The sequence below is a fragment of the Limimaricola sp. G21655-S1 genome (assembly GCF_027213785.1).
Classification (GTDB): Bacteria; Pseudomonadota; Alphaproteobacteria; order Rhodobacterales; family Rhodobacteraceae; genus Limimaricola.
The window spans coordinates 25,537-49,946 of sequence record NZ_JAPWGO010000011.1; the positions used below are offsets into that span (position 1 = coordinate 25,537).

General features: G+C 70.5%; 23 protein-coding genes. 14 read left to right on the forward strand and 9 right to left on the reverse strand.

Annotated elements, in window-relative coordinates; genetic code table 11:
* The first annotated feature begins 75 nt into the window (after positions 1 to 75).
* Both O4G76_RS12055 and O4G76_RS12060 read left to right on the forward strand, forming a co-directional pair.
* Entirely contained in the window at positions 76 to 780 is a 705-nt protein-coding gene (locus tag O4G76_RS12055; RefSeq protein ID WP_269397563.1) for a hypothetical protein, read from the forward strand.
* Positions 777 to 2,147, forward strand: coding sequence for an aldehyde dehydrogenase family protein (locus O4G76_RS12060; protein WP_269397564.1), 1,371 nt, complete (start codon positions 777 to 779; stop codon positions 2,145 to 2,147). The genes O4G76_RS12055 and O4G76_RS12060 overlap by 4 nt, the downstream gene beginning before the upstream one ends.
* 4 nt (positions 2,148 to 2,151) lie before the next feature.
* Here the strand turns inward: O4G76_RS12060 and O4G76_RS12065 are convergent, their stop codons facing one another.
* Genes O4G76_RS12065 through crtI form a run of 4 tightly spaced genes read right to left on the reverse strand, consistent with a single transcriptional unit; the run spans position 2,152 to position 7,154 of the window.
* Complete coding sequence (locus O4G76_RS12065) at positions 2,152 to 3,270, reverse strand: glycosyltransferase family 2 protein (protein ID WP_269397565.1); 1,119 nt, start codon at positions 3,268 to 3,270, stop codon at positions 2,152 to 2,154.
* Positions 3,267 to 4,049, reverse strand: coding sequence for a lysophospholipid acyltransferase family protein (locus tag O4G76_RS12070; RefSeq protein WP_269397566.1), 783 nt, complete (start codon positions 4,047 to 4,049; stop codon positions 3,267 to 3,269). Before O4G76_RS12070 ends, O4G76_RS12065 begins: the two co-directional genes overlap by 4 nt.
* A complete protein-coding gene (locus O4G76_RS12075; RefSeq protein ID WP_269397567.1) occupies positions 4,033 to 5,601 on the reverse strand; it encodes an NAD(P)/FAD-dependent oxidoreductase in 1,569 nt (522 codons plus the stop codon). Before O4G76_RS12075 ends, O4G76_RS12070 begins: the two co-directional genes overlap by 17 nt.
* Complete coding sequence (crtI, locus tag O4G76_RS12080) at positions 5,598 to 7,154, reverse strand: phytoene desaturase family protein (protein WP_269397568.1); 1,557 nt, start codon at positions 7,152 to 7,154, stop codon at positions 5,598 to 5,600. Before crtI ends, O4G76_RS12075 begins: the two co-directional genes overlap by 4 nt.
* 144 nt (positions 7,155 to 7,298) lie before the next feature.
* On the opposite strand from crtI, the gene O4G76_RS12085 reads away from it, so the two are divergent.
* The 4 genes from O4G76_RS12085 to O4G76_RS12100 all read left to right on the forward strand — a co-directional run bounded on the left by O4G76_RS12085 (position 7,299) and on the right by O4G76_RS12100 (position 10,606).
* Complete coding sequence (locus O4G76_RS12085; RefSeq protein ID WP_269397569.1) at positions 7,299 to 8,186, forward strand: squalene/phytoene synthase family protein; 888 nt, start codon at positions 7,299 to 7,301, stop codon at positions 8,184 to 8,186.
* Positions 8,183 to 9,025, forward strand: coding sequence for a squalene/phytoene synthase family protein (locus O4G76_RS12090; protein ID WP_269397570.1), 843 nt, complete (start codon positions 8,183 to 8,185; stop codon positions 9,023 to 9,025). The genes O4G76_RS12085 and O4G76_RS12090 overlap by 4 nt, the downstream gene beginning before the upstream one ends.
* Positions 8,995 to 10,266: an FAD-dependent oxidoreductase gene (locus tag O4G76_RS12095; protein ID WP_269397571.1), complete on the forward strand. Its 1,272-nt coding sequence runs from the start codon at positions 8,995 to 8,997 to the stop codon at positions 10,264 to 10,266. Before O4G76_RS12090 ends, O4G76_RS12095 begins: the two co-directional genes overlap by 31 nt.
* A gap of 118 nt (positions 10,267 to 10,384) precedes the next feature.
* On the forward strand, positions 10,385 to 10,606 hold the full coding sequence (locus tag O4G76_RS12100; RefSeq protein WP_269397572.1) for a DUF1127 domain-containing protein: 222 nt from the start codon (positions 10,385 to 10,387) through the stop codon (positions 10,604 to 10,606).
* 49 nt (positions 10,607 to 10,655) lie between these two features.
* On the opposite strand, the gene O4G76_RS12105 is transcribed toward O4G76_RS12100, so the two are convergent.
* The gene (locus tag O4G76_RS12105; RefSeq protein ID WP_269397573.1) at positions 10,656 to 11,432 is read right to left on the reverse strand and encodes a DeoR/GlpR family DNA-binding transcription regulator; all 777 of its coding nucleotides are present in this window, start codon (positions 11,430 to 11,432) and stop codon (positions 10,656 to 10,658) included.
* A 142-nt stretch (positions 11,433 to 11,574) separates the two neighbouring features.
* Between O4G76_RS12105 and phnD the strand changes: the two genes are divergently transcribed.
* The 6 genes from phnD to O4G76_RS12135 all read left to right on the forward strand — a co-directional run bounded on the left by phnD (position 11,575) and on the right by O4G76_RS12135 (position 16,552).
* Complete coding sequence (gene phnD / locus O4G76_RS12110) at positions 11,575 to 12,561, forward strand: phosphate/phosphite/phosphonate ABC transporter substrate-binding protein (protein ID WP_269397574.1); 987 nt, start codon at positions 11,575 to 11,577, stop codon at positions 12,559 to 12,561.
* A 52-nt stretch (positions 12,562 to 12,613) separates the two neighbouring features.
* Complete coding sequence (gene phnC / locus O4G76_RS12115; protein WP_269397575.1) at positions 12,614 to 13,390, forward strand: phosphonate ABC transporter ATP-binding protein; 777 nt, start codon at positions 12,614 to 12,616, stop codon at positions 13,388 to 13,390.
* Positions 13,387 to 14,199, forward strand: coding sequence for a phosphonate ABC transporter, permease protein PhnE (gene phnE, locus O4G76_RS12120; protein WP_269397576.1), 813 nt, complete (start codon positions 13,387 to 13,389; stop codon positions 14,197 to 14,199). Before phnC ends, phnE (O4G76_RS12120) begins: the two co-directional genes overlap by 4 nt.
* Positions 14,196 to 14,999, forward strand: coding sequence for a phosphonate ABC transporter, permease protein PhnE (gene phnE, locus O4G76_RS12125; RefSeq protein WP_269397577.1), 804 nt, complete (start codon positions 14,196 to 14,198; stop codon positions 14,997 to 14,999). Before phnE (O4G76_RS12120) ends, phnE (O4G76_RS12125) begins: the two co-directional genes overlap by 4 nt.
* Entirely contained in the window at positions 14,996 to 15,907 is a 912-nt protein-coding gene (locus O4G76_RS12130; protein WP_269397578.1) for an HAD-IIA family hydrolase, read from the forward strand. The genes phnE (O4G76_RS12125) and O4G76_RS12130 overlap by 4 nt, the downstream gene beginning before the upstream one ends.
* A gap of 135 nt (positions 15,908 to 16,042) precedes the next feature.
* On the forward strand, positions 16,043 to 16,552 hold the full coding sequence (locus O4G76_RS12135; RefSeq protein ID WP_269397579.1) for a GNAT family N-acetyltransferase: 510 nt from the start codon (positions 16,043 to 16,045) through the stop codon (positions 16,550 to 16,552).
* A 185-nt stretch (positions 16,553 to 16,737) separates the two neighbouring features.
* On the opposite strand, the gene O4G76_RS12140 is transcribed toward O4G76_RS12135, so the two are convergent.
* From O4G76_RS12140 to O4G76_RS12150, 3 genes are all read right to left on the reverse strand, one after another.
* Complete coding sequence (locus O4G76_RS12140) at positions 16,738 to 17,979, reverse strand: glycerophosphodiester phosphodiesterase family protein (protein WP_373568034.1); 1,242 nt, start codon at positions 17,977 to 17,979, stop codon at positions 16,738 to 16,740.
* A 240-nt stretch (positions 17,980 to 18,219) separates the two neighbouring features.
* On the reverse strand, positions 18,220 to 19,305 hold the full coding sequence (locus tag O4G76_RS12145; RefSeq protein ID WP_269397580.1) for a ParB N-terminal domain-containing protein: 1,086 nt from the start codon (positions 19,303 to 19,305) through the stop codon (positions 18,220 to 18,222).
* Complete coding sequence (locus tag O4G76_RS12150; protein ID WP_269397581.1) at positions 19,283 to 20,686, reverse strand: AAA family ATPase; 1,404 nt, start codon at positions 20,684 to 20,686, stop codon at positions 19,283 to 19,285. The genes O4G76_RS12145 and O4G76_RS12150 overlap by 23 nt, the downstream gene beginning before the upstream one ends.
* A gap of 608 nt (positions 20,687 to 21,294) precedes the next feature.
* Here O4G76_RS12150 and O4G76_RS12155 point away from each other — a divergent pair.
* Positions 21,295 to 22,632, forward strand: a complete 1,338-nt coding sequence (locus O4G76_RS12155; RefSeq protein WP_269397582.1) for a replication initiation protein — start codon at positions 21,295 to 21,297, stop codon at positions 22,630 to 22,632.
* 3 nt (positions 22,633 to 22,635) lie between these two features.
* On the opposite strand, the gene O4G76_RS12160 is transcribed toward O4G76_RS12155, so the two are convergent.
* Positions 22,636 to 23,289: a GntR family transcriptional regulator gene (locus O4G76_RS12160; RefSeq protein ID WP_085896970.1), complete on the reverse strand. Its 654-nt coding sequence runs from the start codon at positions 23,287 to 23,289 to the stop codon at positions 22,636 to 22,638.
* A 131-nt stretch (positions 23,290 to 23,420) separates the two neighbouring features.
* Between O4G76_RS12160 and dctP the strand changes: the two genes are divergently transcribed.
* Entirely contained in the window at positions 23,421 to 24,401 is a 981-nt protein-coding gene (gene dctP, locus O4G76_RS12165; RefSeq protein ID WP_269397583.1) for a TRAP transporter substrate-binding protein DctP, read from the forward strand.
* Positions 24,402 to 24,410: the final 9 nt, after the last annotated feature.

Here is a 24,410-nt window from a genome sequence, read left to right on the forward strand (position 1 = left end):
AGCCTGGACCCCTGATTTGGGCCCCCGCGCGGGCGCGCTAGGTTGCGCCCCGACACCCCGATGCGAGACCGCCAGATGATCCGGACCGGCCTGCTGCGACCCACCACCCTGCCCCGGTCGATCCTCTGGGGCGGCGCCGGGCTGATCGCCGCGGCGGGTGTCCTCTCGGCGCAACCGCTTCTGACGCTGGCCGCGCTCGGGGCGATGGCGCTGGCGCTGCTGCTGCCGCTCTATACCCGCGTCTCGGGCATCGTGATGCCGCCCGGCCTTTCCACCGGCGTGCTCGGCTTCTGCCTCGCCGCCTTCGTGCTGGGCGAGGCGGCGGGCCTCTACCGCGACAGCGCGGTCTGGGACCTGCTGCTGCATGCCCTGGCCTCGGCGGTGCTGGCACTCGCCGGCGTCGCGATGGCGCTCTTGTCCACGGCGGGCGCGCCGCCGCGCACCGCCCTGTGGATCCTCGGCACGCTCGGGGTCGGCTTCGCGGCGCTGGTCGGCGCCGGCTGGGAGCTGTTCGAGTTCGCGATCGACGCCGTCTTCGGCACCAATGCGCAGCGATCCGGCCTGCCCGACACGATGGGCGACGTGGCGGCCAATCTCGCCGGCGCGAGCTACGGCGCCGTCGCGGCGCAGCGGCGGCTGCGCCATGGCGCCCGTTGGCCGCTCTCGGGGCTGCTCGTCGCCTTCTGCGCCCGCAACCCGATCATCTATGGCGACTGGACCGAGCGCGACTTTCGCGTCAATGACGCGGATGACCGCGCCGCGCGCCAGGAGGCAGGATGACCGCGACACCCGACCCCGCCCTCGAAGCGGCGCTCGACGCCTTCGGCCCGACCGAGCCCGCCCCGGACCGCGCCGCCCGCAAGGCGCATCTGGAAGCGCTGGAGCGCGAGATGCGCACCCATGCCGAGGAAGCCGCCGAAGCCGTCGCCGATGATTTCGGGGCCCGGCCAAGGCCCGAGACGCTGCTCACCGAGGTGGCGATGGTGATCGGCGCGGCGCAGCACGCGCGGCGCCATCTGCGGCGCTGGATGCGGCCCGAGCGGGTGATGCTGCCGCCGCATCTGTGGCCCTCCACGGCTCGGGTCGACCGGGTGCCGCTGGGCCGGGTCGGGATCATCGGGCCGTGGAACTACCCGGTGCAGCTGGCGCTGGTGCCGCTCGTCGCCGCCATCGCCGGCGGCAACCGCGCGATCCTGCACCCCTCGGAGCACACGCCGCGCAGCGCCGCGCTGATCGCACGGATCGTCGAACGCGCGATCCCCGACCGCGCCCGCGTGCTGACCGGCGGCGCCGATCAGGCCCGGGCTCTGGCCGCCGCCCCGCTCGACGGGCTGTTCTTCACCGGCTCCACCGGCACCGGCCGCCACATCATGGCGGCGGCGGCCCGAAACCTCGTGCCGGTGGTGCTGGAGCTGGGCGGCAAGTCGCCCGCCATCCTGCGCCCCGACGCCGAGATCGACGCCGCCGCCCGCTCGATCATGGCGGGCAAGCTGCTGAACGCCGGTCAGACCTGCGTCGCCCCCGATTACGCGATGGTCCCGCGCGAGATGCTCGACCGCTTCGTCGCGGCGCTGAAGACCGCGACCGAGGCGCTCTATCCCGACCCCGCCGGGCCCGACTATGCCGCGATCGCCCGCGCGTCCGACCGCGACCGGCTCGCGGCGCTGCTCGACGGGCTCGACCCGGTGCCGCTGATGGCGCGCCCGCCCGCGCCGCCGCGCATGGGCGCGGTGGCGGTGATCGACCCCGACCGCGACCACCCGCTGATGCGCGAGGAAATCTTCGGCCCGATCCTGCCGGTGATCCCCTATGACGCGCCGCACGAGCCGCGCGATTTCGTCGCCGCACGCCCCTGCCCGCTGGCGCTCTACGTCTATGGCCGCGATCGCGCCGCCGCGCGGGCCGAGGCCGAGGCGATCCCGGCGGGCGGTGCGGTGATCAACGAGGCGGTGCTGCATGTCGGCGTGCAGCAACTGCCCTTCGGCGGCGCCGGCGCCTCTGGCATGGGCGCCTATCACGGGGCCGAGGGCTTCCGCGCCTTCACCCGGCCGCGCAGCACCATGATCGCCCGGCCTTCGCTGGCGCGACTGGTGCGCCCCCCCTATGGGCGCAACGTCGAACGCATCCTGAAATCGCTGATCGGCTGAGCGCTCAGCCCATGCCGTAGTCGCGGCCGCGCCAGACCGCGCGGCGGCCGCGCGACGCCCCGATCAGCGCGCTCCACTGGATCGCCAGCACCACCATCACGCCGAGCGGATGCGCCAAGACCGAAAGCCACGACTGTCGCAGCCGCAGCGCCATGGCGATGCGCGCGCCCAGCACCAGCGCGCAGGCCAGCCCCGAGACCGCAGCGGCCCACCCCGCCCCCGCGATCAGCGCCGCAACGAGCGTGAGGAACGGCAGCACGTGGCCGCCGAACAGCAAGAGCGTCCAGACCGGCAGCGCCCGCTTCGTGGCCATGCCCTCGGTCGCGTTCTTGGAAAACCCGTGCCAGATCGCGGCGGGCGTCGCGTACATCCGGCAGGTCGCGACCGGCGTGGCGTCGCACAGATCGCTGCGCCCGCCCGTGGCCCGCACCCGACGCGGCAGCTCCAGCCCGTCATGCATCCGGCCCGCAAAGGCCGCGTGCCCGCCCGCCGCGTCATAGGCCGCGCGGCGCACCGCCATCAGCTGGCCGCAGCCCGCGCCGAAGGCCGGGTCGGGCCGGGCCCGCGCCATCGGCAGCGGCAGGTACCCCAGAAGCGTGGTGAATATCTGCGGGATCACAATCTTCTCGGCCCATGTCCGCGTGACCTGACGCGGAAAGCCGCTGAGCAGGTCGAGACCGCGACGCGCCATTTCTCCCGAGAGCCGCGCCGCCCCATCGGGGGCGAGCCGCACATCGGCATCGACGAAAAGCAGCACCGGGTGCCGCGCCGCCTTCGAGAGCTGCCAGCAGGCATGGGTCTTGCCGATCCAGCCCTTTGGCAGCGCCGCGCCGCGCAGCAGCCGGACCCGCCCGTCGCGTGCGGCCCGCGCCGCCACGATCGCGTCCGTGCCGTCGGTCGAGCCGTCATCGAGCACCACCACCTCGATCTCGACGCCGCTCTGCGCCAGCGCCGCATCGAGCGCCGCGTCGATATTGGCCGCCTCGTCGCGGGCCGGGATCAGGATCGACACCGCCTCGCCCCCCGCCCCCTCCGGTGGCCGCAGCACCGAGAGATTGACCACGCACATCGCGGCGAATAGCCCGGCCAGCGCCAAGGCGAGGATCGACAGGATCAGGATCATCCCTCCTCCCCGTGATCGGGCACGAAGCGCCGCCCCGCCAGCACCGCCCGCCCGCGCTGCCACAGCCCGTAGACGCCGCCGGTGCCGCGCGCCCCGCCGAGCGCCATGTCGAAGGCCGAGGCATCGCGCGCCATCGCCAGCGCCGCCAGCCCGTCGCAGGTCTCGGTCAGCGCCGCCTCCAGCCGCGCCGCGAGATCGGCCACCGGCTCGCCTTCGCGCGCCGAAAGCGGCGCGCCGAAGCGCAGCAGCGCCTCGGGCCGCTTTTCGGACCAGAACGGGTATTCGAGCGCCAGCGGCAGCGCCGCGAGGTCCGGATGCCGCGCCATGAGATGCGCCGCACCGGGACGCAGCGCCAGCGGCCGTTCGCGCGGATCGGCGAAACGCCCCTGCGCGGTGATCCACAGCACCCGGTAGGGCCGCGACACGATCCGCCCCGCCACCCGCAGGAACCCGGCCGCGCCGCGAGAACCCTCCTCGACCCCGAACAGGCCGATCCGTGCCATGAAGGGGTATTTCTCCAGCATCGCCGCCTCGATCGGGCCAAAGCCGGTGCGGCCCGGAAACAGGCCGTCATGCAGCGCGATGAACACTGCCGGATCCCACCATGACGGGTGGTTCGTCACCACCATCACCGGCCGGGCCGGGTCCAGCGCCGGCAGGCCGGGCCGGGCGATCCGCACCGCCCGGAACTGCCGCGCCAGCTGGCGCCGCATCACCCCCGCGAAGAAGCCCGCCATCCGGGGCGAGCGCGCGGCCTCGGGATCACTCGGCCGCGACATCCGCGCCCGCCTGCTGCCGCCGCGCCCCGTCCGCGTCGTCGCGCGCCGCGCGCGCGCCACCCGCGTCACGGTCGAGCGTGTCGGCGGCGATCCAGCCCGACATCAGCGCCATCGGCATGCCCGGTCCCGGATGCGCCGAGCCGCCCGCGAGATACAGCCCCTCGACCTGCCGCGAGCGGTTGCCCGGCTTGAACGCGCCCAGCACCTTGCCGTGGCTCGCCAGCCCGTAGATCGCGCCGTCGAGCACGTTGTAGCGCTCGTGGATGTCCTGCGGCGTCAGGCTGCGCTCGACCACGATGCGCGCGTCGATGTCCTCCATCCCGGCGCTGCGCCGCAGCTTGTCGAGGATCACCTCGCGGTAGCCCGGCAGCATCTGTTTCCAGTCGTGGCCGGGGCGCAGATAGGGGGTGTGGACGAGGACATAGAGCGCCTCGCCGCCCTCCGGCGCGACGCCCGGCTCGGTGCGCGCGGGCGCGGCGATATAGGCGGTCGGATCCGGCGCCGGCTCGCCCTTGTCATAGATCGCGCCGAACTCCTCCTCTGGGTCGCGCGAGAAGACGAAGTTGTGATGCGCCAGATGCTCGTAGGCGCGGTCGAGGCCGAGATAGAGCACCACCCCCGAGCAGGCGGCCTCGCGCTTGCGCGACCTGTCGAAGGCCCGGCCCTCGGCGCCGCCGACCAGCTCGCGATAGGTGCGCACGCTGTCCATGTTCGACACCACGTGGTCGCAGGCGACGCGCTCGCCCGCATCGGTGATCACCGCCCGGGCCCGGCCCTTCGTCACCTCGATCCGGCGCACGCCGCCGCCGGTGCGGATCTCGACGCCCAAGGCCTCGGCCAGCCGGGTCAGCGCCAGAGGCACGGCCCGCGTCCCGCCCATCGGGTACCAGACCCCCTCGCCCTGCTGCATCTGCGCGATGCCGCAGAGCACCGCCGGCGAGGCCAGCGGCGAGGAGCCGACATACTGGATGAAATGCTCCAGCATCTGCGCCACGCGGCGGTCCTTCACGTCGCGCTTGATCTGCCCGGCCACGGTGCGGTGCATCCGGAGCGCCATCACGTCCTTCAGCGTGGCGAGGTTCATGTTCGCCTTGAGATCCATCGTGTCGCGCAGATCCTCGACCGATTTCCAGAAGAAGAACCGGTCAGAGACGTCCGAGAGCTGCCCGGCCACCTCCATGAACCGCTCGAAACCTTCGCGGTCCCCGGGCGAGAGCCGCCCGATCGCCTCGGCCGCCTGGCGCGGGTCGTCGCGCAGATCGAGCACCGTCTTGTCGTCGTAGAAGCAGCGCCATTGCGGGTCGAGCCGCCGCAGGTCGAGCTCGGCATGCAGGTCGCGGCCGGCTTCGGAAAAGATCCGCTCCAGCACGCGCGGCATGGTCAGGATCGTGGGCCCCATGTCGAAGCGAAAGCCCCCCTCCTCCAGCACCGCGGCCTTGCCGCCGAGCCAGTCGTTCTTCTCGAACAGCACGACGTCATGACCGCGCGCCGCCAGCGTGCAGGCGGCGGCAAGCCCGCCAAGGCCGCCACCGATGATCCCCGTCTTCGTCATTCCGCAGCCTCCATCGGCAGTGTCGTCGTCATCGCGCCCGCCCCCGGCAGGCCCATATCCTCGGCGCAGAGCTTGCTGGCGATCCGGGCGCTCTCGAAGATGGTCGGCAGCCCCGAGCCGGGATGCGTGCCGCCCCCGGTGAGATAGACCCCGTCGATATCCTCGAACCGGTTGCGCGGCCTATAATGCAGCATCTGCCCGAGATTATGCGCGAGGTTGAAGGTCGCGCCATTGTAGACCGAGAGCTTCGAGCGCCAGTCGTCGGGCGTGTACATGATCTCGGTGCGGATCGCGGGCCGGATGTCGCGCCCGGCCAGCCTGGATACCCGGTCGAGGATCTTCTCGCGGTAGGCGGGCGCCAGCGCGGCCCAGTCCTCGCCCCCCGTCAAATTGCCGACCGGCGCCAACACGTAGAGCGCCGAATGCCCCTCGGGCGCCAGCGTCGGATCGGTGCGGCTGGCGTTCTGCACGTAGATCGTGGGATCGAGCGGCGCCTTGCCGGCGTCGATCTCGGCCACGTTGCGCTGGTAATCGCCGGAAAAGGCGATGGTGTGATGGCTCATCTCGGGCAGCGTCCCCTCGATGCCGAGATAGAGCATGAAGGTCGAGCAGGAGTAGCTCTTGGACGCGATGCGCTTGTCGGTCCAGCGCTTGCGCGCCGCATCCGGCACCAGCGTCGTCATCGCATGGGCGAAATCGGCGTTCATCACCACCGCGTCGGCGTCGTAATCGCCCCTGGCCGTCACCGCCCCCACCGCGCGCCGCCCCTCGACCTTGAGCCGCTCCACCTGCTCGGACAGGCGGATGTCGACCCCCATCCGGCGCGCCACCCGCGCCATCGCGGCGGTGATCGCGTTGCAGCCGCCCTTCGGATGCCAGACGCCGAAGCCGTATTCGACATGGGCGATGATGGTGAAGAGCGACGGGCATTTGAACGGCGACATGCCCAGATATTTCGACTGGAACGAGAAGGCCACGCGCACATCCGGATTGCGGAACCAGCGATGCAGCTCGCCATCCACCGTGGCCCAGGGCCTGAACTTCGGCAGCGCGCGAAGCATGTCGGGCTGCGCCAGGTCGCGCAGGCTGGCGAAGGGCCGCTGCAGGATCGGCCGGAACGCCTCGAACTTGGCGCGGTTCGCTTCCAAATAGCCCGCGACGTTGCGCGCGTCGCGCGCGTCAATCCTCGCCACCTGTTCGGTGAGCCGCTCGACATCGGCGGTGGCGTCGATGGCGCGGCCATCGTCGAATTGCAGCCGGTACATCGGGTCGAGCCGGATCAGCTCGACCTCGGCGTCGAAATCATGGCCGCAAGCCGCGAAGATCTCGCGCGGGATCTCGGGATAGAGAAAGAAGGTCGGGCCGATGTCGAAGGTGAAGCCGTCGCGGCGGATCGCGCCGGTGCGGCCGCCGGGCTGGTCCTCCTTCTCCAGAAGCGTGACCTCGGCGCCCGCCGCGCGCAGCAGCATCGCGGTGGCGAGACCGCCCGGCCCCGCGCCGATCACCAACACCCGCCTGCGCGCCGCGTCGAACCCGCCCGACCCGTCCATCATCACGCCTCCCGGCGCGCCACGCGGCGCGCTGCCCGGAGGGAAAGGTTTGCCACGGGGGCGCTCGTATCTACCATGGTGTTCGTACTTTCGATATCCGCCCATCGGGAGGGCGTCGGACGATCTAGCGCGCGGATGAGCGAGGACATGGAAAAAGTCGTGAAGACCGAGCAGCGCGGCGCGATGCCGCAGCCGCGCCGCCGCGCCGCCGAGACCGAGAATTTCCCGGTCGGATCGCTGCTGCTCCCGGCGCCGCTGCGCGACCCGGTGCGGGCCTTCTACGCCGTGGTGCGCGCCGCCGACGACATCGCCGACGACCCCGAGATGCGGATCGAGGACAAGCAGGCCGGGCTCGACCGGATCGAGGCCGGGCTTCGCGGCGCGGGCGATGGCGATCCGCGCGGCCACGCGCTGCGCGACGCGTTGCGGGCGGTCGGCCGCGCCGGGCTCGAGCGTCATGCCATCGCGACGCTGGTGGCGTTCCGCGCCGACATCGAGGCGCGCCCCTGCGAGAGCTGGGCCGAGCTGCGCGCCTATTGCCGGTCCTCGGCCAACCCGGTCGGGCGCTTCCTTCTCGATTTGCATGGCGAGACCGGCGCCGATCGCGACGCGGCGGATGCGCTGTGCACGGCGTTGCAGGTGCTCAACCACCTGCAGGATCTGGGCGAGGACTGGCGCGATCTGGGCCGCGTCTACCTGCCGCTCGACTGGCTCCGCGCCGCCGGGGCGGATGTCGGCGATCTGGGCGGGGCGGTGCTGACGCCGCCGCTGCGCGCCGCCGTCGACCGCGCGCTCGACGCCAATGCCGGGCTGCTGGCGCGCGCCGCCACCCTGCCGCGCACGGTCCGCGCGCGGCGCCTGCGGGCCGAGATCGAGGTGATCGCGACGCTGGCCGCGCGACTGCAGCTGCGGCTGCGGCGCGCCGATCCGCTGGCTGGGCGGGTGGCGCCGAACCGCGGCGACTGGCTGCGCGCCGGGCTGCGCGGCGGGCTCGCGCTGATCGCGCCGCGCCGCGTGCCGGGCGGTACCGCATGAGCGACGAGAACCAGCGCGAGGTGGCCCGGATCGTCGCGGGGTCGGGCAGCAGCTTTCGCGCCGGGATGCGGCTGATGCCGGCGCCGCGCCGCCGCGCCATCCTCGCCATCTACGCCTATTGCCGGCTGCTCGACGACATGGTCGACGGCCCGGCCCCGCTGGCCGAGAAGCGCGCCTTCCTCGATGAATGGGCCGCCGAGCTCGGCCGCATCCGCGACGGACGGCCCCGCACCGCGGTGGGCCGGGAGCTCACCCATGCGAGCCGTGCCTACGATCTGCCGCAGGATGAGCTGGCCCTGATCCTCGACGGCATGCGCATGGATCTCGACGGGGTGATCGCACCGGACGAGGCGCGCCTCGACGCCTATATCCGCCGCGTCGCGGGCGCGGTCGGCATCCTGTCGATGCATGTCTTCGGCGCTTGGCGCGGCGCCGCGTCCGAGCGGTTCGCGCTGACGCTGGCCGAGGCGCTGCAGCTCACCAACATCCTGCGCGACGTCGAGGAGGACGCCGAACTGGGCCGGCTCTATCTCCCCGCCGGGCTCCTGGCCGAGACCGGCATCCCGCCCGTTCCCGCCGCCGTATCGGACGCCCCCGGCCTGCCCGAGGCGCGCCGCCGCCTCGCGCTGCGGGCCCGCGCCGCCTACCGCGCCGCCGCGCGCGAGATCGCGGCGCATCCACGGCTGCGCATCGCCCCGGCGCTGCTGATGATGGGCCCATACGAGCGGCTGCTGCGCCAGATCGAGGCCGATGCCGCGCGCCCGCCCGTGCCGCGCCCGCGCTGGCGCAAGCTGGTGGACGGGCTCTTGTGCCTCGCCACGAGCGGCGCGACGCGGTGAGGCGGGTCCATGTCGTGGGCGCGGGGCTCGCGGGCCTCGCCGCCGCGCTGCACCTGTCCGAGCGCCCCGGCACCGAAGTGGTTCTGCACGAGGCCACGGCCCGCGCCGGCGGCCGCTGCTGGAGCTTTCACGACGGCGCGCTCGACCGAGTGATCGACAATGGCAACCACCTCGTGCTCTCGGGCAATGCCGAGGTGCTCGACCATTGCCGCCGCATCGGCACCTCCGGCCTGCTCGACATCGCCCCGCGCGCCGAGCTGCCCTTTCTCGACCTCGAAACCGGCGCCCGCTGGAGCCTGCGCCTGCCCGCCTCCCTCGGCGAGCTGCTGCGCGGCGGGTTGCGGCTGCCGCCCGGCACCGCGCTCTCGCTCGGCCCCGACGCGGCGCGGCTCATGCGTGCCGGGCCGGATGCCACCGTGGCGCAGGCGATCCCGGGGCGCGGTCCGGCCTGGACCCGGATCTGGGAGCCGCTCTCGCTCGCCGTGCTCAACGCCCCGCCCGACCACGCGGCGGCGGCGCCATTGGCCGAGGTGCTGCGCCGCACCGTGCTGCGCGGCGGCGCGGCCAGCCGCCCGGTCACCATGCCGCGCGGCCTCGGCCCCACCCTTGTCGATCCGGCGCTGGCGCGGCTGGCCGAGCGCGGCATCCGTCCGAACTTCCGCCGCCCCCTCACCGGCCTCGCCCTGAAAGGCGACCGGCTCCACGCGCTGCGCTTCGGCGCGGAAGAGATCACGCTCGGCCCCGGTGACGCCGCCATCCTCGCCCTGCCCCCCGACGCGCTGGCGCGGCTGCTCGACGGGCCCGCGCCGGGGCCGGGCCAGTCGATCCTCAACGCGCATTTCCGGGTGCCGCCCGAGACGGCCGGGCGGCTGCCGCCGATCCTCGGGCTGATCTCGAGCCTGTCGCATTGGCTGTTTCGCCGCGACGACGTGATATCGGTCACCGTCTCGGCCGCCGAGAGCTGCGCCGGGCCCCGCCCCGACCGCGACGCCACCCTTGACCGGATCTGGCGCGAGGTGGCCCGCGCCGCCGGCACCGATGCGCCGCCGCTGGCCGCCCGGCTGATCCGCGCCCGCGCCGCCACCGCCGACGCCTCGCCCGCGGGTCGCCGCGCGCGGCCGGCCATCCGGCCCTTGGCCAAGCTCGCGCTGGCCGGCGACTGGCTCGCCGGGCCCCTGCCCGAGACGATCGAGGCGGCGCTGCTCTCGGGGCGCGCCGCCGCCGAGGCGCTCGACGGCTGAGGCGACTGCCTTGCGCCCAGTGCAACCCGGCCAGACCGAAGCGTCTGTTGTCCGCACCCCCTCGGGGGCGCATATCTCGTTGCAAGACAAGGCAGACACCAGACGAGAGGCCGTTCACATGGCACAGACCGCGACCCAATCCACCGCCCGTTCGCTGGCCGGTATCCTCATCGCCCCCTTCGCCTATATCGGCCGCGGCCTCGTCGCCATCGCCGAAGCCGGCCCGCGCATGCAGCAGGTCCGCCGCCTCAACGACATGAGCGACGATGACCTCGCGGCGCTCGGCACCACCCGCGCCGAAATGGTCCGCAAGATCTTCGGCGGCTCGATCTACCTCTGAGCCGAGCGCGCCACCCGCGTCCCCCCTTGCCGGGGGCGCGGCGCCCGCATCAGACCACCCGTAGCGCCACGCCGTGCTGCGCCAGACCCCGTGCCAGCACCTCGTCCGGGGCCGCGTCGGTGACGACGAGACAGATCTTCGACAGCGGCGCCACCGCCGCGAAGTCGCGCCGGCCATGCTTGCTGGAATCGACCAAGAGCACCGAGCGCCCGCTCGCCGCCAGCATCGCCCGCTTGACCGCGTCGAAGCCGCGCACCGCCTCGCTCACCATCTCCGCATCGACCGCCGAGGCCCCGAGATAGCAGGCATCGACCCGGTAGCGCTGCAGCGATTCCACCGCCTCGGGCCCGATCAACGCCCCCTCCCCCGCCAGGAGCCGACCGCCGCAGAGCACCACCTCCGCCTCCGGCACCCCGCCCAGGAGCTGCGCCACCTGCAGGCAGTTGGTGATGGCCGTCACCGGGGTGCCCGCGATGGCGAGGTAGCGCGCGAATTCGATCGTCGTCGCGCCCGCGTCGATCATCAGCGTCTCGCCCGGCCGCACCAGCGCCGCCGCGGCGCGGCCGATCCGCGCCCGCTCGTCGACACGGCGCTCCTGCCGCGCCTCCAGATCGTGGCGCGCCCCGGGATAGGGCGCGGTGGCGCCGCCATAGGCGCGGCGGATCTGGCCGCGCCCGTCCAGCGCCCCGAGATCGCGGCGGATCGTCTCGGGCGTCACCGAGAAGCGCGCCGCCAGATCGGCGATCCGCACATGCGGCCTGAGCTTCAGCTCCATCAGGATCTGTGCCTGTCGTTCCGCCTTGGCGGGACGCGCCTCGCTGCCCATGCCTGTCCCCCGATGTCCGGTCTGACACATCTTCACCCAAGAAAATGTTGCACTGTCAAACCCGAAGTGCTGAGATCGCTGCGATCCGGGCACCGTTGAGGAGCGGTCCCCCGGACCATCTCTGGGAGGAGGACAACTCGACATGCTCAAGACCCCGACGATTCTGGGTGCGGCGACGCTCGCCGCGATGACGCTTTCGGCCATGACGGCCATGGCGCAGGACGACTGCCCCGAGCGCGGCGCGCTCGACGCGATGTATTGCGACGCCGACGGCGATCTGGTGGCCGACGCGCCGACCGACGAGAGCCTGCTCAAGGACCCCGACACGCTGGTCTTCGCCTATACCCCGGTCGAGGATCCGGCGATCTACGAGGACATCTGGGAGCCGTTCATCGCCCATCTCGAGGAGGTGACGGGCAAGGACGTGCAGTTCTTCGCGGTGCAGTCGAACTCGGCCGAGGTCGAGGCGATGCGTTCGGGCCGCCTGCATATCGCGGGCTTCTCGACCGGCCCCACCCCCTATGCGGTGAACCTCGCCGGCGCGGTGCCCTTCGCGATCATGGGCTCGGATGACGGCCAGTTCGGCTACAAGCTGCAGCTCTACACCCAGGCCGACAGCGACATCCAGGAACCCGCCGATCTCGCGGGCAAGCGCGTGGCGCATACCTCGCCCACCTCCAACTCGGGCAACCTCGCGCCGCGCGCGCTGTTCCCCGATCTCGGCGTGGTGCCGGACGAGGATTACGAGGTGACCTATTCGGGCAGCCACGACCAGTCGATGCTGGGCGTGGTCGCGGGCGATTACGACGCCGCCCCCGTGGCCTCCGAGGTGGTCGACCGGATGGCCGAGCGCGGCCTCTACGACCCCGAGGAGGTGCGCATCGTCTGGGAGAGCGACCCCTTCCCGACCACCTCCTACACCTATGCCCACGACCTCGCGCCCGATCTGAAGGAGAAGATCGAGGAGGCGTTCTTCAGCTTCGATTTCGCGGGCACGGCCCTCGGCGAGGAGTTCACCGGCGTCAGCAAGTTCATCCCCATCACCTATGAGGACCAGTGGGCGGTGATCCGGCAGATCCAGAAGGCCAATGGCGTCGAATACACGCCCGAGGGCCTCGCGGCCGAGTGACGCGCACGGGTCCGGCCCCGGCGACGGGGCCGGACCCCGCAAGGAGAATGCGATGCTGAAGATCAGCGATCTGGTGAAGCGCTATGGCGGCGGCGAGCCGGTCTTGAAGAATCTCGACCTGACCATCGAGGGCGAGAGCGTGGTGTCGATCATCGGCTCCTCGGGCGCGGGCAAGTCGACGCTGCTGCGCTGCATCAACCGGCTGGTGGAGCCCACCTCCGGCTCGATCACCCTCAACGGCACCGAACTGACCCGGCTGCGCGGGGCCGAGCTGCGCCGCGCCCGCCGCAAGATCGGCATGGTGTTCCAGGGCTTCAACCTCGTCGAGCGGCTCACCGTGATGGAGAACGTCCAGTCCGGCCGCCTGGGCTACATCTCGACCTGGGCGGCGCTGATGCGGCGCTACCCCAAGGAGGACATCCGCCGCGCCTACGAGCTGATGGAGCGGGTCGGCATCGCCCATTACGCCGACAAGCGCGCCGACGAGCTGTCGGGCGGCGAGCGGCAGCGCGTCGGCGTGGTCCGGGCGCTGATGCAGAAGCCCGAGATCCTGCTCGCCGACGAGCCCACCGCCTCGCTCGACCCCAAGACCTCCGAGCAGATCATGGGGCTGTTGCGCGACCTCTCGCGCGAGCTGAAGCTGCCGGTGCTGATCAACATCCACAACGTTCACGAGGCCAAGGAATACACCGACCGGATCGTCGGGATGCGCTATGGCCGGATCATCTTCGACGACCTGCCCCGCGCGCTCGACCAGGAGGCGATGGACCGGATCTATTCCGGCAGCCCCGCCGCCGACCGCGCCGGCGAGATGCGGGCGGCGTCATGAGCACCGCCCCCTCCCCCGCCCCCGCGCCGCGCGATCACTGGCGCAAGCCGAGCTTCATCGCCAACCCGGTGCTGCGCTGGCTGGTCTATGGCGGTGCGCTGGTCTACGTCGTCTGGACCCTGGCCTGGCTGCCGATCGACTGGGTCCGGGTGGCCGAGGGCATCGAGCGCGCGGGCCGGATCTTCGGCGGGGCCTTCCCGCCGAGCTTCGAGCGCTCGGGGCTCCTGATCGACGGCTTTCTCGAAAGCCTGAAGATCGCGATCCTCGCCACCTTCGGCGGCGTGATCCTGTCGATCCCGATCGCCTTCATGGCGGCGCGCAACGTGGTCCCCAAGGCGGTGTTCTATCTGGGCCGCGCCATCATCATCGTCGCGCGCAGCTTCCATCCCGTGATCGTCGCGATCATCTTCGTCAAGGCGGTGGGCTTCGGGCCGCTGGCGGGCGTGCTGACGCTGATCGTCTACTCCATCGGCTTCGTCGCCAAGATGCTGGCCGAGCGGATCGAGGAGATTGACTTCGGGCAGGTCGAGGCGATGCGTGCCGCCGGCGCCCCCTATCTCTCGACCCTGATCTACGCGGTGATCCCGCAGATCATGCCGCGTCAGGTCGGTCTCACCATCTACCAGCTCGACAGCAACCTGCGCGCCTCGGCGGTGGTCGGCATCGTCGGCGCGGGCGGCATCGGCTCGACGCTGGCCAACGCCTTCGGCCGCTACGACTACGATTTCGCGCTCGCCATCACCATGGTCATCGTCGGCGTGATCCTCCTGTCGGAGGCGGTGTCGGGCCAGATCAGGAAACGCCTATGACCCTCTCCGATCTCGGTCGCGACGACTGGACCCGCTTCACCCTGAAACAGCGGCTGCAACGCTACGCCGTCTTCGCCGCCTGCGCGCTGGCCATCGGCTGGGCCATCTCCTCGATCGAGGTGATCTGGGCCTGGGTCTGGGACGCGCCCAGCCAGATGGGCGACCTGTTCGGCCGGATGATCCCGCCCGACCCGTCGAATCTCGGCGCGATCCTGCGGGTGCTGTGGGAGACGGTGAACATCGCCACCATCGCCACCGCCTTCGCGGTGATCCTGTCGCTGCCGGTGGCATGGCTCGCGGCGCAGAACACCACGCCGAACCGCGCCACGCTCTGGATCGGCCGCTTCATCCTCGTCTCGTCGCGCTCGATCAACACGATCATCTGGGCGCTACTCTTCGTCGCCATCTTCGGCCCCGGCATCGTCGCGGGCATCGTCGCGATCATGTTCCGCTCGATCGGCTTCGTCGGAAAGCTCCTGGGCGAGGCGATCGAGGAAATCGACAAGCGCCCGGTCGAGGCGCTGGAGGCGACGGGCGCCTCCCGGCTCAAGGTCATCGCCTATGCGATCGTACCGCAAGTCATGCCGACATTCTGGGCCGTGTCGATTCTGCGGTGGGATATCAATCTGCGCGAGTCCACCGTGCTCGGTCTCGTCGGCGCGGGCGGCATCGGCATCATCCTGCAAGGCGCGATCGACACCTTCAACTGGCGCGAGGCGGCGACGGTGCTGCTGGCGATCCTCGGACTGGTGATCCTGGGCGAGATCGTCTCGGCCTGGCTGCGGCGCCGGATCCTGTGACCGGGCCGCGTCCCGACGGGCGCGCCGCCTTCGACGCCTATCTGGCGATCCGGCACCGGCTGCCCGAGGCGCCAGAGGGCAGCGCCTTCGGCCGCGCCCCGCATCTGGGCGCCATCGCCGATCCCTTCGACGTGGTGCTGTTCGACGCCTACGGCGTGCTCAACGTGGGCGAGACGCCGATCCTCGGCGCCGCCGCGCGGATCGCCGAACTGCGCGGCATGGGCAAGCGGGTGATGGTGGTCTCGAACTCGGCGGGCTACCCCAAGCGGGCGATGATGCAGCGCTACGAGCGGCTCGGCTTCGACTTCGCCCCCGACGAGGTGGTGACCAGCCGCGAGGCGCTGCTCGCCCGGCTGGGCCGCGACGAGCCGCGCCGCTGGGGCGTGATGCTGGGCCCGGGCCACGGCCTGCGCGAGTTCGAGGCGATCGACGCGCATCTGCTGCTCGACGACGCGGCGGGCTACGCGGCGGCCGAGGGCTTCCTGCTGGTCGGCTCCGACGGCTGGACCGTCGAGCGGCAGCGCCTTCTTGCCGCCAGCCTGCGCGACCACCCGCGCCCGGTGCTGGTCGGCAACCCCGACCTCGTGGCCCCGCGCGAAGGCGGGCTGACGCTCGAGCCCGGCCATTTCGCCAATGCGCTGGCCGATGCCGGCCTCTGCGCGCCCGAGTTCTGCGGCAAGCCGTTCCGCGCGATCTTCGATCTGGCCCTGTCGCGGCTCGACCCGGCGCCCGCCCCCGCGCGCGTGCTGATGGTCGGCGACACGCTGCACACCGACATCCTCGGCGCCCGCGCCATGGGATTCGCCTCGGCGCTGGTCACCGATCACGGCCCGCTGGCGGGAGAGGACATCGTCGCCGCGATCGACCGCGCGGGCATCGTCCCCGACTTCGTGATCCCGCATATCTGACGGCCATGGGCGGCGCGGCGGAATGCCCCTCGACGGATGGATCGCAGATCGGTCCGCCGCAGGGATCGGGAAGAGTACTCTCCGCCCCCAACATTCGGCGTTTACCCCTGCTCCGGCCGAGGGCATATCAGATCCATGACCCTCAGACCGGCCCGGATTTCAGACGCTTCGAGCATCGCCGCCCTTTCGCTGGAGGTGTGGATCAGCACCTATCTGAAGCGCGGCGTCAGCGCCTTCTTCGCGGACTATGTCCTCGACACCTTCACCGTGGCCAACGCCGAGACATTCATAGCCGATCCGTCGGAGTTCGTGATGGTGTCGCAGAACGACGAGGGCATCGACGGATACATACGCGTCTCCGCAGGCAGCAGGCCGCCTGTGCACGGATGTTCCGACCTGCAGGTCGCGACCTTCTACGTCCAGCCGCGTCACCATGGGAAAGGGATCGGGTCGCGCCTGCTCGACGCGGCCCTCGGGCATTGTCGCGCGATGCAGGCCGATACGGTCTGGCTCACGACCAATGCGGAAAACGCGCCCGCCATCGCGTTCTACCTTCGGAAGGGCTTCGAGCATGTCGGAGAGACGCAGTTCCGCATCGGCGCGGAAAGCTACCTGAACAACGTCTATTCCTACCGACTGGACTGACAACGGGTCTTCCCGCCGGTGCCCGCTTCGTCCGCTCGATAAACGATGGGAGTCACGACGCCCTCGCGGATGTCCACGAGGGCGTCTTCGCATCGAGGCCCCGGACGCGCAGCGCCGCCAACTCGTCCGTGCGGGCATCTTCGGCAAAGGGCCTGAGGGCCCCCTGCCCCGCTCTCAGGAGCCGCTCAGAGCCCCATGCAGTTGGCGTAGTAGGTCACCGTGGCGGGCCAGTCCGAGAACACGCCCACGACGCCCACATCCTGCGCCAGCGCGTCGAGCATGGCATAGGTGTCGCCGTCATCGTCGATGGCCTGCTCGACCGACTGGAAGTACCAGCCGCCGCCCGCGGCCAGCGGGCCCGAGCGCTCCAGCGTCCAGGTGATGATCTCCAGCCCCGCGGCCTCGGCCTCCTCGGCATAGGCCGAGGCCACGATCTCGCCGGCCTCGTCGGTGGTGACCAGCATCCACATCGGCGGCGCGATGTAGTTCACGCCCATATCGGCCAGTTCCTGCATGGTCGGCTTGAAGGTCGAGGGGTCCATCGGGTCGATCAGCCCCTCATCCTCGTCCTCGGCCTCGTAGCGGTCGTCGAGATAGACCGCCTGCGCGCCGAACTCCGGCTCGTTCTCGATCCAGTACTTGATGTCGTCGAGGTTGAAGCTCTGCGGCCAGACCCGGGAGGGCTCGATGCCGGCTTCCTTGTACTCGTCGATCAGCTTCTGCGCGTAGTCCTCCTGGCTGAAGCCCTCATGCGGCATCTCGACCGAGGCCGCCTTGAGTTCGGGCGTGAAGTCGGCGCCGAGGCCGTCGATCAGCGCGATCGACTCGGCATGGGTCATCAGCTCGGCGCCCGCCACGTAGAGATCGGTGCGCCACGGCGCGGTGCCGCCCTGGAACTCCTCGGGCGTGGAGGCCGCCGCGTTCGAGGCGTCCATCTTCGGGCTGAGCTCGCGGAACTCGGCCAGCGTCAGGTCCGAGGTGCGGCACTCGGCGCTCGCATCGCTGCCCTCGCCCGCGGGGGTGAAGCCTGCGGTGCATTTCTCGGCCAGATCGGTGACGAGGATGTCCGTCGTGGTCGCCAGATCGTTCTGCGCGTGGCGGCAGACCAGCTCGTGATCGGCGGTGAAGGTCACGTCGCATTCGACGATCCCCGCACCCTGCCGCGCGCCCGCAACATAGGATTGCTTCGTGTGCTCGGGGATCATCAGCGGCGCGCCGCGATGCGCGATGGAAAAGGCGGTGGGCTCGGGCGTCTGGCCCTGGCAGGACATCAGCTTGTCCTTGAGCTCGCCCTCCTCCATCGCGTCGATCAGGAAGAACGGCCGCTCGCCATAGCTCAGCGCCGGGCCGCCCTCGGCCATGTGGCTCTCGGCCAGCGCCATGCCCGGCAGCGCCGTGGCCAGTGCCAGAAATCCTATCCGTGTCATGTGTCGTCCTCCCATAGGTTGTCAGGGCCGGTCTCGTTGCCGACCTTCTGCGCCAACAGCCTAAGCGAAACACGACGGTGTGATTAAGTTTTAATGACAGTGCGTTGGCATTGCTCGGCGGCGCTTCGCCCGCGCGGCGCGCCGGCCTGGTGACCCTGCGGAAGCAAGGGCTGCCCCTGCTTCCGAACGCTCTTGAATATCATTGTATTACAACGCCTTAGATGATGGTCCTGCGGTCTATCAGTCGTCCCCTGCTTCGGTCAGGCAAGCGAGAAGCCGCTCCGCCATGTCGCGGCGTTCGCTGTCGCTCAGCCCCCCCTGCCCGTCCAGCGTCAGCACCAGCTTCGCCCCGTCGCTCCGGACCGTCGCGCGCGCCCCGCCCGGCAGCACGGCCTCGGCCAGCGGCGGCTGTGCCTCACGGCGCGGACGGCCGCCGCGCGGCGCGGGCTTGGGGGCCGCCTCGGCGGCGTCGAGAACGGGTTCGATCAGCGCCCATTCCGCCGCCGCGTCCGGCGCGTCGCCCCGCTCCAGCGCCGCGCGCAGTTTCGTGGCGAAACCGCCCCTGAGCGCGGCCGCCAGTCGCAGCCCGCCCGCTTCGCTCAGCTCGCGGCCATGCGACAGCAGGTCGCCCAGCTCGAAATGCACCATCGCGAAGGAACGGATCTTCGAGCGCTTGGCCTTCGACGCGGCGGCAAAGATCGCGTCGACCGCGGCCTCCATCGAGGGGAAGGCCCCGAGATGCGCCGCCACGGCGGCGATGCGGCCGCGCTCGTAGGGGGTGAGCTGGGCGCGGACCTCGTTTTCCTCGACCATCGCCGCATAGGCGTCGCCCGCCTCGACCGCCGGTCGCACGATGGCGCGGGCCACCGGCGCCGTGCCCTCCTCGGCGCCGATCAGCGCCAGCGCCCGGACCCGGCGCCAGCCCGAGACGAGACCGTAGCGCCCCTCACCCAGATCGACGACCTCGATCGGCAGGCGCTGTCCGTTGGCGCGGATCGAGGCGACCAGCTCGTCCATCGCCTCGGCATCGCTCTCGACCCGGTCGCGGGTCAGGTGGTTCACCTGGATCCGGTCGAGCGGCAGCGTCTTGATCACCCGCCCCTCGGCCTGCGCCTCGCGCCAGGACGCGGCCTCGGTCGCGGTGCGCGCGGCGTTGGCGCGATCGGCGGCCGGGCGCGCGTCGCGGTCCGAGGCGGCCTCGGCGGCGACCTGCGCGATCGGCGCGGCAAAGCCGCCGGGGCCAAGCGCCGGTTTCGCGGCGAAACCCGCCTCGATCTCGGCGAGCGCCTGCGGATCGGGCGCCTCAAGCGTCCTGCGTCTGGCCATCCTTCACCTCCTGCTCTTCCATCATGTCGCGATACCAGCTGCCCAGAAGCAGCTCTTTGAATTCGGCATAGGTCCTGTCGAAGGCCTCGCGCCCGCGCAGATAGGTCTCGCGGTTGAAGTCGCGGTAATCGGCCTCGTAGATGCCGTTGATCTGCTCTCCGGCCTGCCCGACCAGCGCGGTGAACTCCTGCCGGTAGGCGGTCATGAAGTCGCCGAAATAGGCCTGGATCACGTTGGCCAGATCGGTCTGCTGCCCGGCGTCGTAGCGGGTGATGATGGCGCGCACCACGTCCCATTCGAACCGCATCTCGGGCAGGCCGGCGCGGCGGCGCTGCGCGTTCTCGCCTTCCTCGATCGAGGCGAAGGTCGAGTAGAGCATGTCGAAGAACCGGCCCGTGGAATCGAACTCGAGGAAGGAGGCCCCAAGCGGTACCAAGAGAATGTCGGCGGCGGAGAGCGAGTTGATCGTCAGGTAGCCGAGGGCAGGGGGGGTATCGAGGAAGACGATATCATACTCGTCGAGAAGCCCCTCCTCGTTCAGCGCATTGTTGAGCGCGTCCCATAGCGACCACGATTTCAGATTCATGCGCCAGACCGGGATCTGGAACTCGGACCAGTAGAGGTTCAGCTGGGCGCCGATCAGGTCGATATTGGGCCAGTGCGTCGACTGGATCAGGTTTCGCGGCGAAACCTCCAGCGCCTCGGTCAGCGTCTCGTCGAGGGGCAGGGGGGCCGCGCCCTCGGCCTCGCGCACGAGGTTCTCCTGGGTCACGGCGCGGGCGTAGTCGCGGGCCAGAAGCGGGAACACGGTCTGCCATTCATCGGCGACCTTGCCGCCCAGAAGCGAGGTCATCGAGGCCTGGCTGTCGAGGTCGATCACCAGCACCTTGTAGCCGTCGAGCGCGGCGGCCATGGCGAGATGCACGCAGGTGGTGGTCTTGCCCGAGCCGCCCTTGAAGTTGGCGACGGCGGCGATCTTGGCTGGCAGACCCTCGGGGCGCCAGGGGCGGTATTCCTTGTTGGCGGCGCCTTCTTCGGCGAAGTGCCGGCGCAGCTTCAGCACGTCGTCGAGGCTGAACCACTTGGCCCCGGCCTCGCCCTCGCCCTGCGGCAGGTCGGGATGCGATTTCAGCACCCGGCGCAGATGCGCGGCGGCGACCGGGATCAGGTAGCGGGTGATCTCCCAGATCGAGAACTTGCGCAGCGTCTTGGTGCCGTCGGGGGCGTAGCCGCGCCGGGCCATGTCGTCGCGGCCGCGCGCACAAAAGGTGGCGGCCTTGGCGAATCGCGTGGTATCGACGCGGGGGCCGAGCCGCGCGGCGGCGCGCGCCGGGTCGATGTTGTGAAAGGGCGGTGAGCTCGTGTCCGCGCGCTTGTTCATGCGAAACCTTCTGTCATGTGCGCCGCTTGCGCTGTTATCGAGCGAACTGTCGCACATCATCCCATGAAGCGGAATAACCCTGATCCATACCCGCGTCGAAGCGTGGCATTCGAGGTTTCGCCGCGAAACCCTGCCGGTTTCTTCTCCAATTTCCATGAAGGAACAGCACGCAGGTCGTTTGTAATCTTTCGAATCTTTAGAGTCTTTGGGCTCAGGAAATCCCGTAATTTCATGAGGCTATGGGCTATTTGGTACCCGTTCTCGGGACGAAGGGTATCCGATTCCGGGGCCAAGGGTACCCGTTTGCAGGAGCGGAGGTTCCCGGATTCAGGGCCATGCAACAGTCGCGAAACCCGCCTCGATAGGGGGATATTGACGGGTTTCGGCGCAACTGGCGCCCCCGAAACCGCCTCGATTCGCGCTGTCGGGGGCGCAGGGTACCCGGTTTCGGGATGCCCGCCACGCAACGCGCGCTGCGGTCACTGAAAGGTACCCCTTTACGGGATAGGATCGGAATGGTGCGAAGGTACCCAGATCGCGCTTGCGTGAAGGTGCCACAAGGTGCAGCCTGCGGCACGTGCCGGATCGGGTGCGGCGAGGGATTGGTTATGGCGGGCGAACGGCAGGCGCAGGGCACGAAGGTCAGGGCGACGACCCCGGCCCGGATCGACGTCGAAGGGCTGAGCGGCGCGCTTCGCCGCGGCACCGTGAAGAAGAACGTCGCCGCGATCCATATCGGCGGCAAGCTGACGCTGTTGCAGCGCAAGCTGTCGAACGTGCTGCTGCTCAATGCCTATGACACGTTGCTGAGCCAAAGCGTGCACCGGATCGACGCGCGTACCCTGTGCCTGATGATCGGCTACAACTCGAACGACATCGACAGCCTGCGCGACGCGCTGCGCGGGCTGGCCGAGACCGTGGCCGAATGGGACATGCTCGACGAGAAGGGGCGTCAGGAATGGGGGGTCTCGGCGCTCCTTGCCCATGCGCGGCTGCGCGACGGGGTCTGCGACTATGCCTATTCCCCGGCGCTGGCCGAGAAGCTGCACGACCCGCGGGTCTTCGCGCTGATCAATCTCGACATCCAGCGCCGCTTCACCTCGGGGCACGGGCTGGCGCTCTACGAGAACTGCTACCGCTTCGTGCGCACCGGCTCGACCGGCTGGTGGCCGCTCGAGGTGTTCCGCCGGCTGATGGGGGTGGATGACAGCGACTACTACCGCAGCTTCAAGCATCTCAACGCCAAGGTCATCAAGCCCAGCGTCGAGGAGGTGAACCGCTCCTCGAACATCCTGATCGAGCCCGAGTTCAAGCGCATGGGCCGCTCGGTCAAGGAGCTGCGATTCCTGATCCGGGAGAACCCGCAGCTGGCCATGCTCGACATCGATGACGGGCAGGCGCTGCGCAGCCAGCCGGTCTATGAGCGGCTGCGGGCGCAGGGCGTGTCGGACCGACTGGCGCGGCAATGGATCTCCGAGCATGGCGCCGAGGCGGTGGCCGAAAAGCTCGACTGGGTATCCGGGCGCGACAATGTCCGCAGCCCGGTCGGGTTCCTGCGCGCCGCGCTCGACAATGGCTGGGCGGGGGAGGGGGCGCCGCCCGCTCAGGCCCCCGCGCCCGAACCGAGCGACGCGGCCCGCAAGGCCGCCGATGCCCGGATCGCGCGGCAGGCCGAGGCGGAGGCCGAGATCGACATGCGCGCGGCGCGGCGTGCGGCGCGGGTGGCGCGGTTCCAGGCGGTGGCCGAGGCGGTCAAGCGGCGCAACCCGACCCAGCGCGATGCCGACCGGCGGCTGATGCTGAGCCAGCTCGAAGGCGAGCTGGAGCGCGAGGATTTCCGCCGCCATGGCTGGGAGAGCGCGCTCAATGCCCGCGCCATCTTCGCCTTCTGGGAAGAGATGCAGCCCGGGCTGTTCGAGGAGCTGCCCGAGCTGCCGCCCGAGTGACGCCTATTCGGCGGCGCGCAGCCCCGCCATCAGGTGGTGGAACTTCTCGCCCTGCACCGCGACGTGTTCGCGCAGCAGCCGCGCCGCGCGATCGGCCTCGCCCGCGCGCAGCGCCGCGACGATCGCCTGATGCTCGGTCATCGACTGCGCCATGCGGCCGCGCAGATGCAGTTGGGTGCGGCGGAACGGCTTGAGCCGGCGATGCAGCCGCCCGGCCTCGGCCGCGAGAAACCGGTTGCCGGACTGTTCGTAGATCAGGTGGTGGAACACCTCGTTCTCGCGGTAATAGGCGTCGCTTTCACCGGCCTCCAGCGCCTCGCGGCAACGGTCGTTGGCGGCGTCGAGATCGGCGAGCGCCGCGTCGGTGATGCGCTGCGCGGCGAGGCGGCCGCAGCTGGCCTCGATCTCGGCCATCACCTCGAACATCTCCAGCAGCTCGACCGCGCCGACCTCGCGCACGAAGACGCCGCGGCGCGGCTGCTGCTCGATCAGCCCGGCGGCGGCGAGCTTCTGGAACGCCTCGCGCAGGGGCGTGCGCGAGACCCCGTGCTCCTCGGCCAGCCGGGTCTCGTCGAGCCTCGTGCCGGGGCGGAACCGGCCGCGCAGGATCTCGTCCTCGAGCGTCTCGGCGATCAGGTCGCTGCGGCTGCGGCTCATGGCGCCGATCCCTTCGCATATGCAGAAAAGCCATTCTTGTATACGAGAGCTTGACTCCGAATACAATCCCGCGCAGCGTGACCCGGCGTCGGATGGGGGAGCATCGCGGCGCGTCGTTTGGGAGGACGAGAATGAACAAGATCACCCTGCTCGCGGCCGGGGCCGCGCTGCTCGCGCCGCTGGCCGCCAATGCCGAGACGCTGCGGCTGTCGCATCAATGGGCCGAGGGCGACGTGCGCCATCAGGTCGCGCAGATGGTGGCCGAGGAGGTCGCCGCCGCCGATGTCGATCTGGAGATCCAGATCTTTCCGAACCAGACCCTGTTCAAGGCGCGCGAGCAGTACACGCCGCTGTCGCGCGGCCAGCTCGACATGACGGTGCTGCCGCTGAGCTATGCCGGCGGCCAGCAGCCCGCCTACAACCTCACCCTGATGCCCGGCCTCGTGCGCAATCTCGAGCACGGCAACCGGCTGTCGAAATCCGAGTTCGGCGACGCGATCCGCGAGACCATGGCCGAGGATGACGTGATGGTGCTGGTCGACGGCTATCTCGCCGGCGGCTTCGGCTCGAACAAGGGCTGCATCACCGCGCCCGAGGACGTCCAGGGCGTGACGATCCGCGCCGCCGGAAAGAGCTTCGAGGAGATGCTGGCGGGGGCAGGGGCCTCGATCGCCTCGATGGCCTCGTCCGAGATCTACCCGGCGCTGCAAACGGGCGTGCTCGACGCCGCCAACACCTCGTCCGAGAGCTTCGTGAGCTACCGGCTCTACGAGCAGCTCGACTGCTACACGCCCGCGGGCGACACCGCGCTGTGGTTCATGTACCAGCCGCTGATCATGAACAAGACGACCTTCGAGGGTCTGACCGAGGAGCAGCAGGCGGCGCTGATGGCGGCGGCCGAGAAGGCCGAGGCCTATTACCTCACCGAGGGCAAGAAGGGCGACGACATGGCGCGCGAGACCTTCCGCGAGGCCGGGGTCGAGATCGCCGAGATGAGCGAAGAGGACTTCGAGGCCTGGCGCGAGCTGGCCAAGGAGACCGCGTTCAAGGTCTTCGTCGAGGAGACCCCGAACGGCCAGGAGCTGCTCGACAAGGCGCTCGCCGTCGAGTGAGCCGAGGCG

Coding starts and splice junctions, on each gene's coding strand:
- O4G76_RS12055 (WP_269397563.1), top strand. CDS start 76: ATGATCCGGACCGGCCTGCTGCGACCCACCACCCTGCCCCGGTCGATC.
- O4G76_RS12060 (WP_269397564.1), top strand. CDS start 777: ATGACCGCGACACCCGACCCCGCCCTCGAAGCGGCGCTCGACGCCTTC.
- O4G76_RS12065 (WP_269397565.1), bottom strand. CDS start 3,270: ATGATCCTGATCCTGTCGATCCTCGCCTTGGCGCTGGCCGGGCTATTC.
- O4G76_RS12070 (WP_269397566.1), bottom strand. CDS start 4,049: ATGTCGCGGCCGAGTGATCCCGAGGCCGCGCGCTCGCCCCGGATGGCG.
- O4G76_RS12075 (WP_269397567.1), bottom strand. CDS start 5,601: ATGACGAAGACGGGGATCATCGGTGGCGGCCTTGGCGGGCTTGCCGCC.
- crtI (WP_269397568.1), bottom strand. CDS start 7,154: ATGATGGACGGGTCGGGCGGGTTCGACGCGGCGCGCAGGCGGGTGTTG.
- O4G76_RS12085 (WP_269397569.1), top strand. CDS start 7,299: ATGGAAAAAGTCGTGAAGACCGAGCAGCGCGGCGCGATGCCGCAGCCG.
- O4G76_RS12090 (WP_269397570.1), top strand. CDS start 8,183: ATGAGCGACGAGAACCAGCGCGAGGTGGCCCGGATCGTCGCGGGGTCG.
- O4G76_RS12100 (WP_269397572.1), top strand. CDS start 10,385: ATGGCACAGACCGCGACCCAATCCACCGCCCGTTCGCTGGCCGGTATC.
- O4G76_RS12105 (WP_269397573.1), bottom strand. CDS start 11,432: ATGGGCAGCGAGGCGCGTCCCGCCAAGGCGGAACGACAGGCACAGATC.
- phnD (WP_269397574.1), top strand. CDS start 11,575: ATGCTCAAGACCCCGACGATTCTGGGTGCGGCGACGCTCGCCGCGATG.
- phnC (WP_269397575.1), top strand. CDS start 12,614: ATGCTGAAGATCAGCGATCTGGTGAAGCGCTATGGCGGCGGCGAGCCG.
- phnE (WP_269397576.1), top strand. CDS start 13,387: ATGAGCACCGCCCCCTCCCCCGCCCCCGCGCCGCGCGATCACTGGCGC.
- phnE (WP_269397577.1), top strand. CDS start 14,196: ATGACCCTCTCCGATCTCGGTCGCGACGACTGGACCCGCTTCACCCTG.
- O4G76_RS12135 (WP_269397579.1), top strand. CDS start 16,043: ATGACCCTCAGACCGGCCCGGATTTCAGACGCTTCGAGCATCGCCGCC.
- O4G76_RS12140 (WP_373568034.1), bottom strand. CDS start 17,979: ATGACACGGATAGGATTTCTGGCACTGGCCACGGCGCTGCCGGGCATG.
- O4G76_RS12145 (WP_269397580.1), bottom strand. CDS start 19,305: ATGGCCAGACGCAGGACGCTTGAGGCGCCCGATCCGCAGGCGCTCGCC.
- O4G76_RS12150 (WP_269397581.1), bottom strand. CDS start 20,686: ATGAACAAGCGCGCGGACACGAGCTCACCGCCCTTTCACAACATCGAC.
- O4G76_RS12155 (WP_269397582.1), top strand. CDS start 21,295: ATGGCGGGCGAACGGCAGGCGCAGGGCACGAAGGTCAGGGCGACGACC.
- O4G76_RS12160 (WP_085896970.1), bottom strand. CDS start 23,289: ATGAGCCGCAGCCGCAGCGACCTGATCGCCGAGACGCTCGAGGACGAG.
- dctP (WP_269397583.1), top strand. CDS start 23,421: ATGAACAAGATCACCCTGCTCGCGGCCGGGGCCGCGCTGCTCGCGCCG.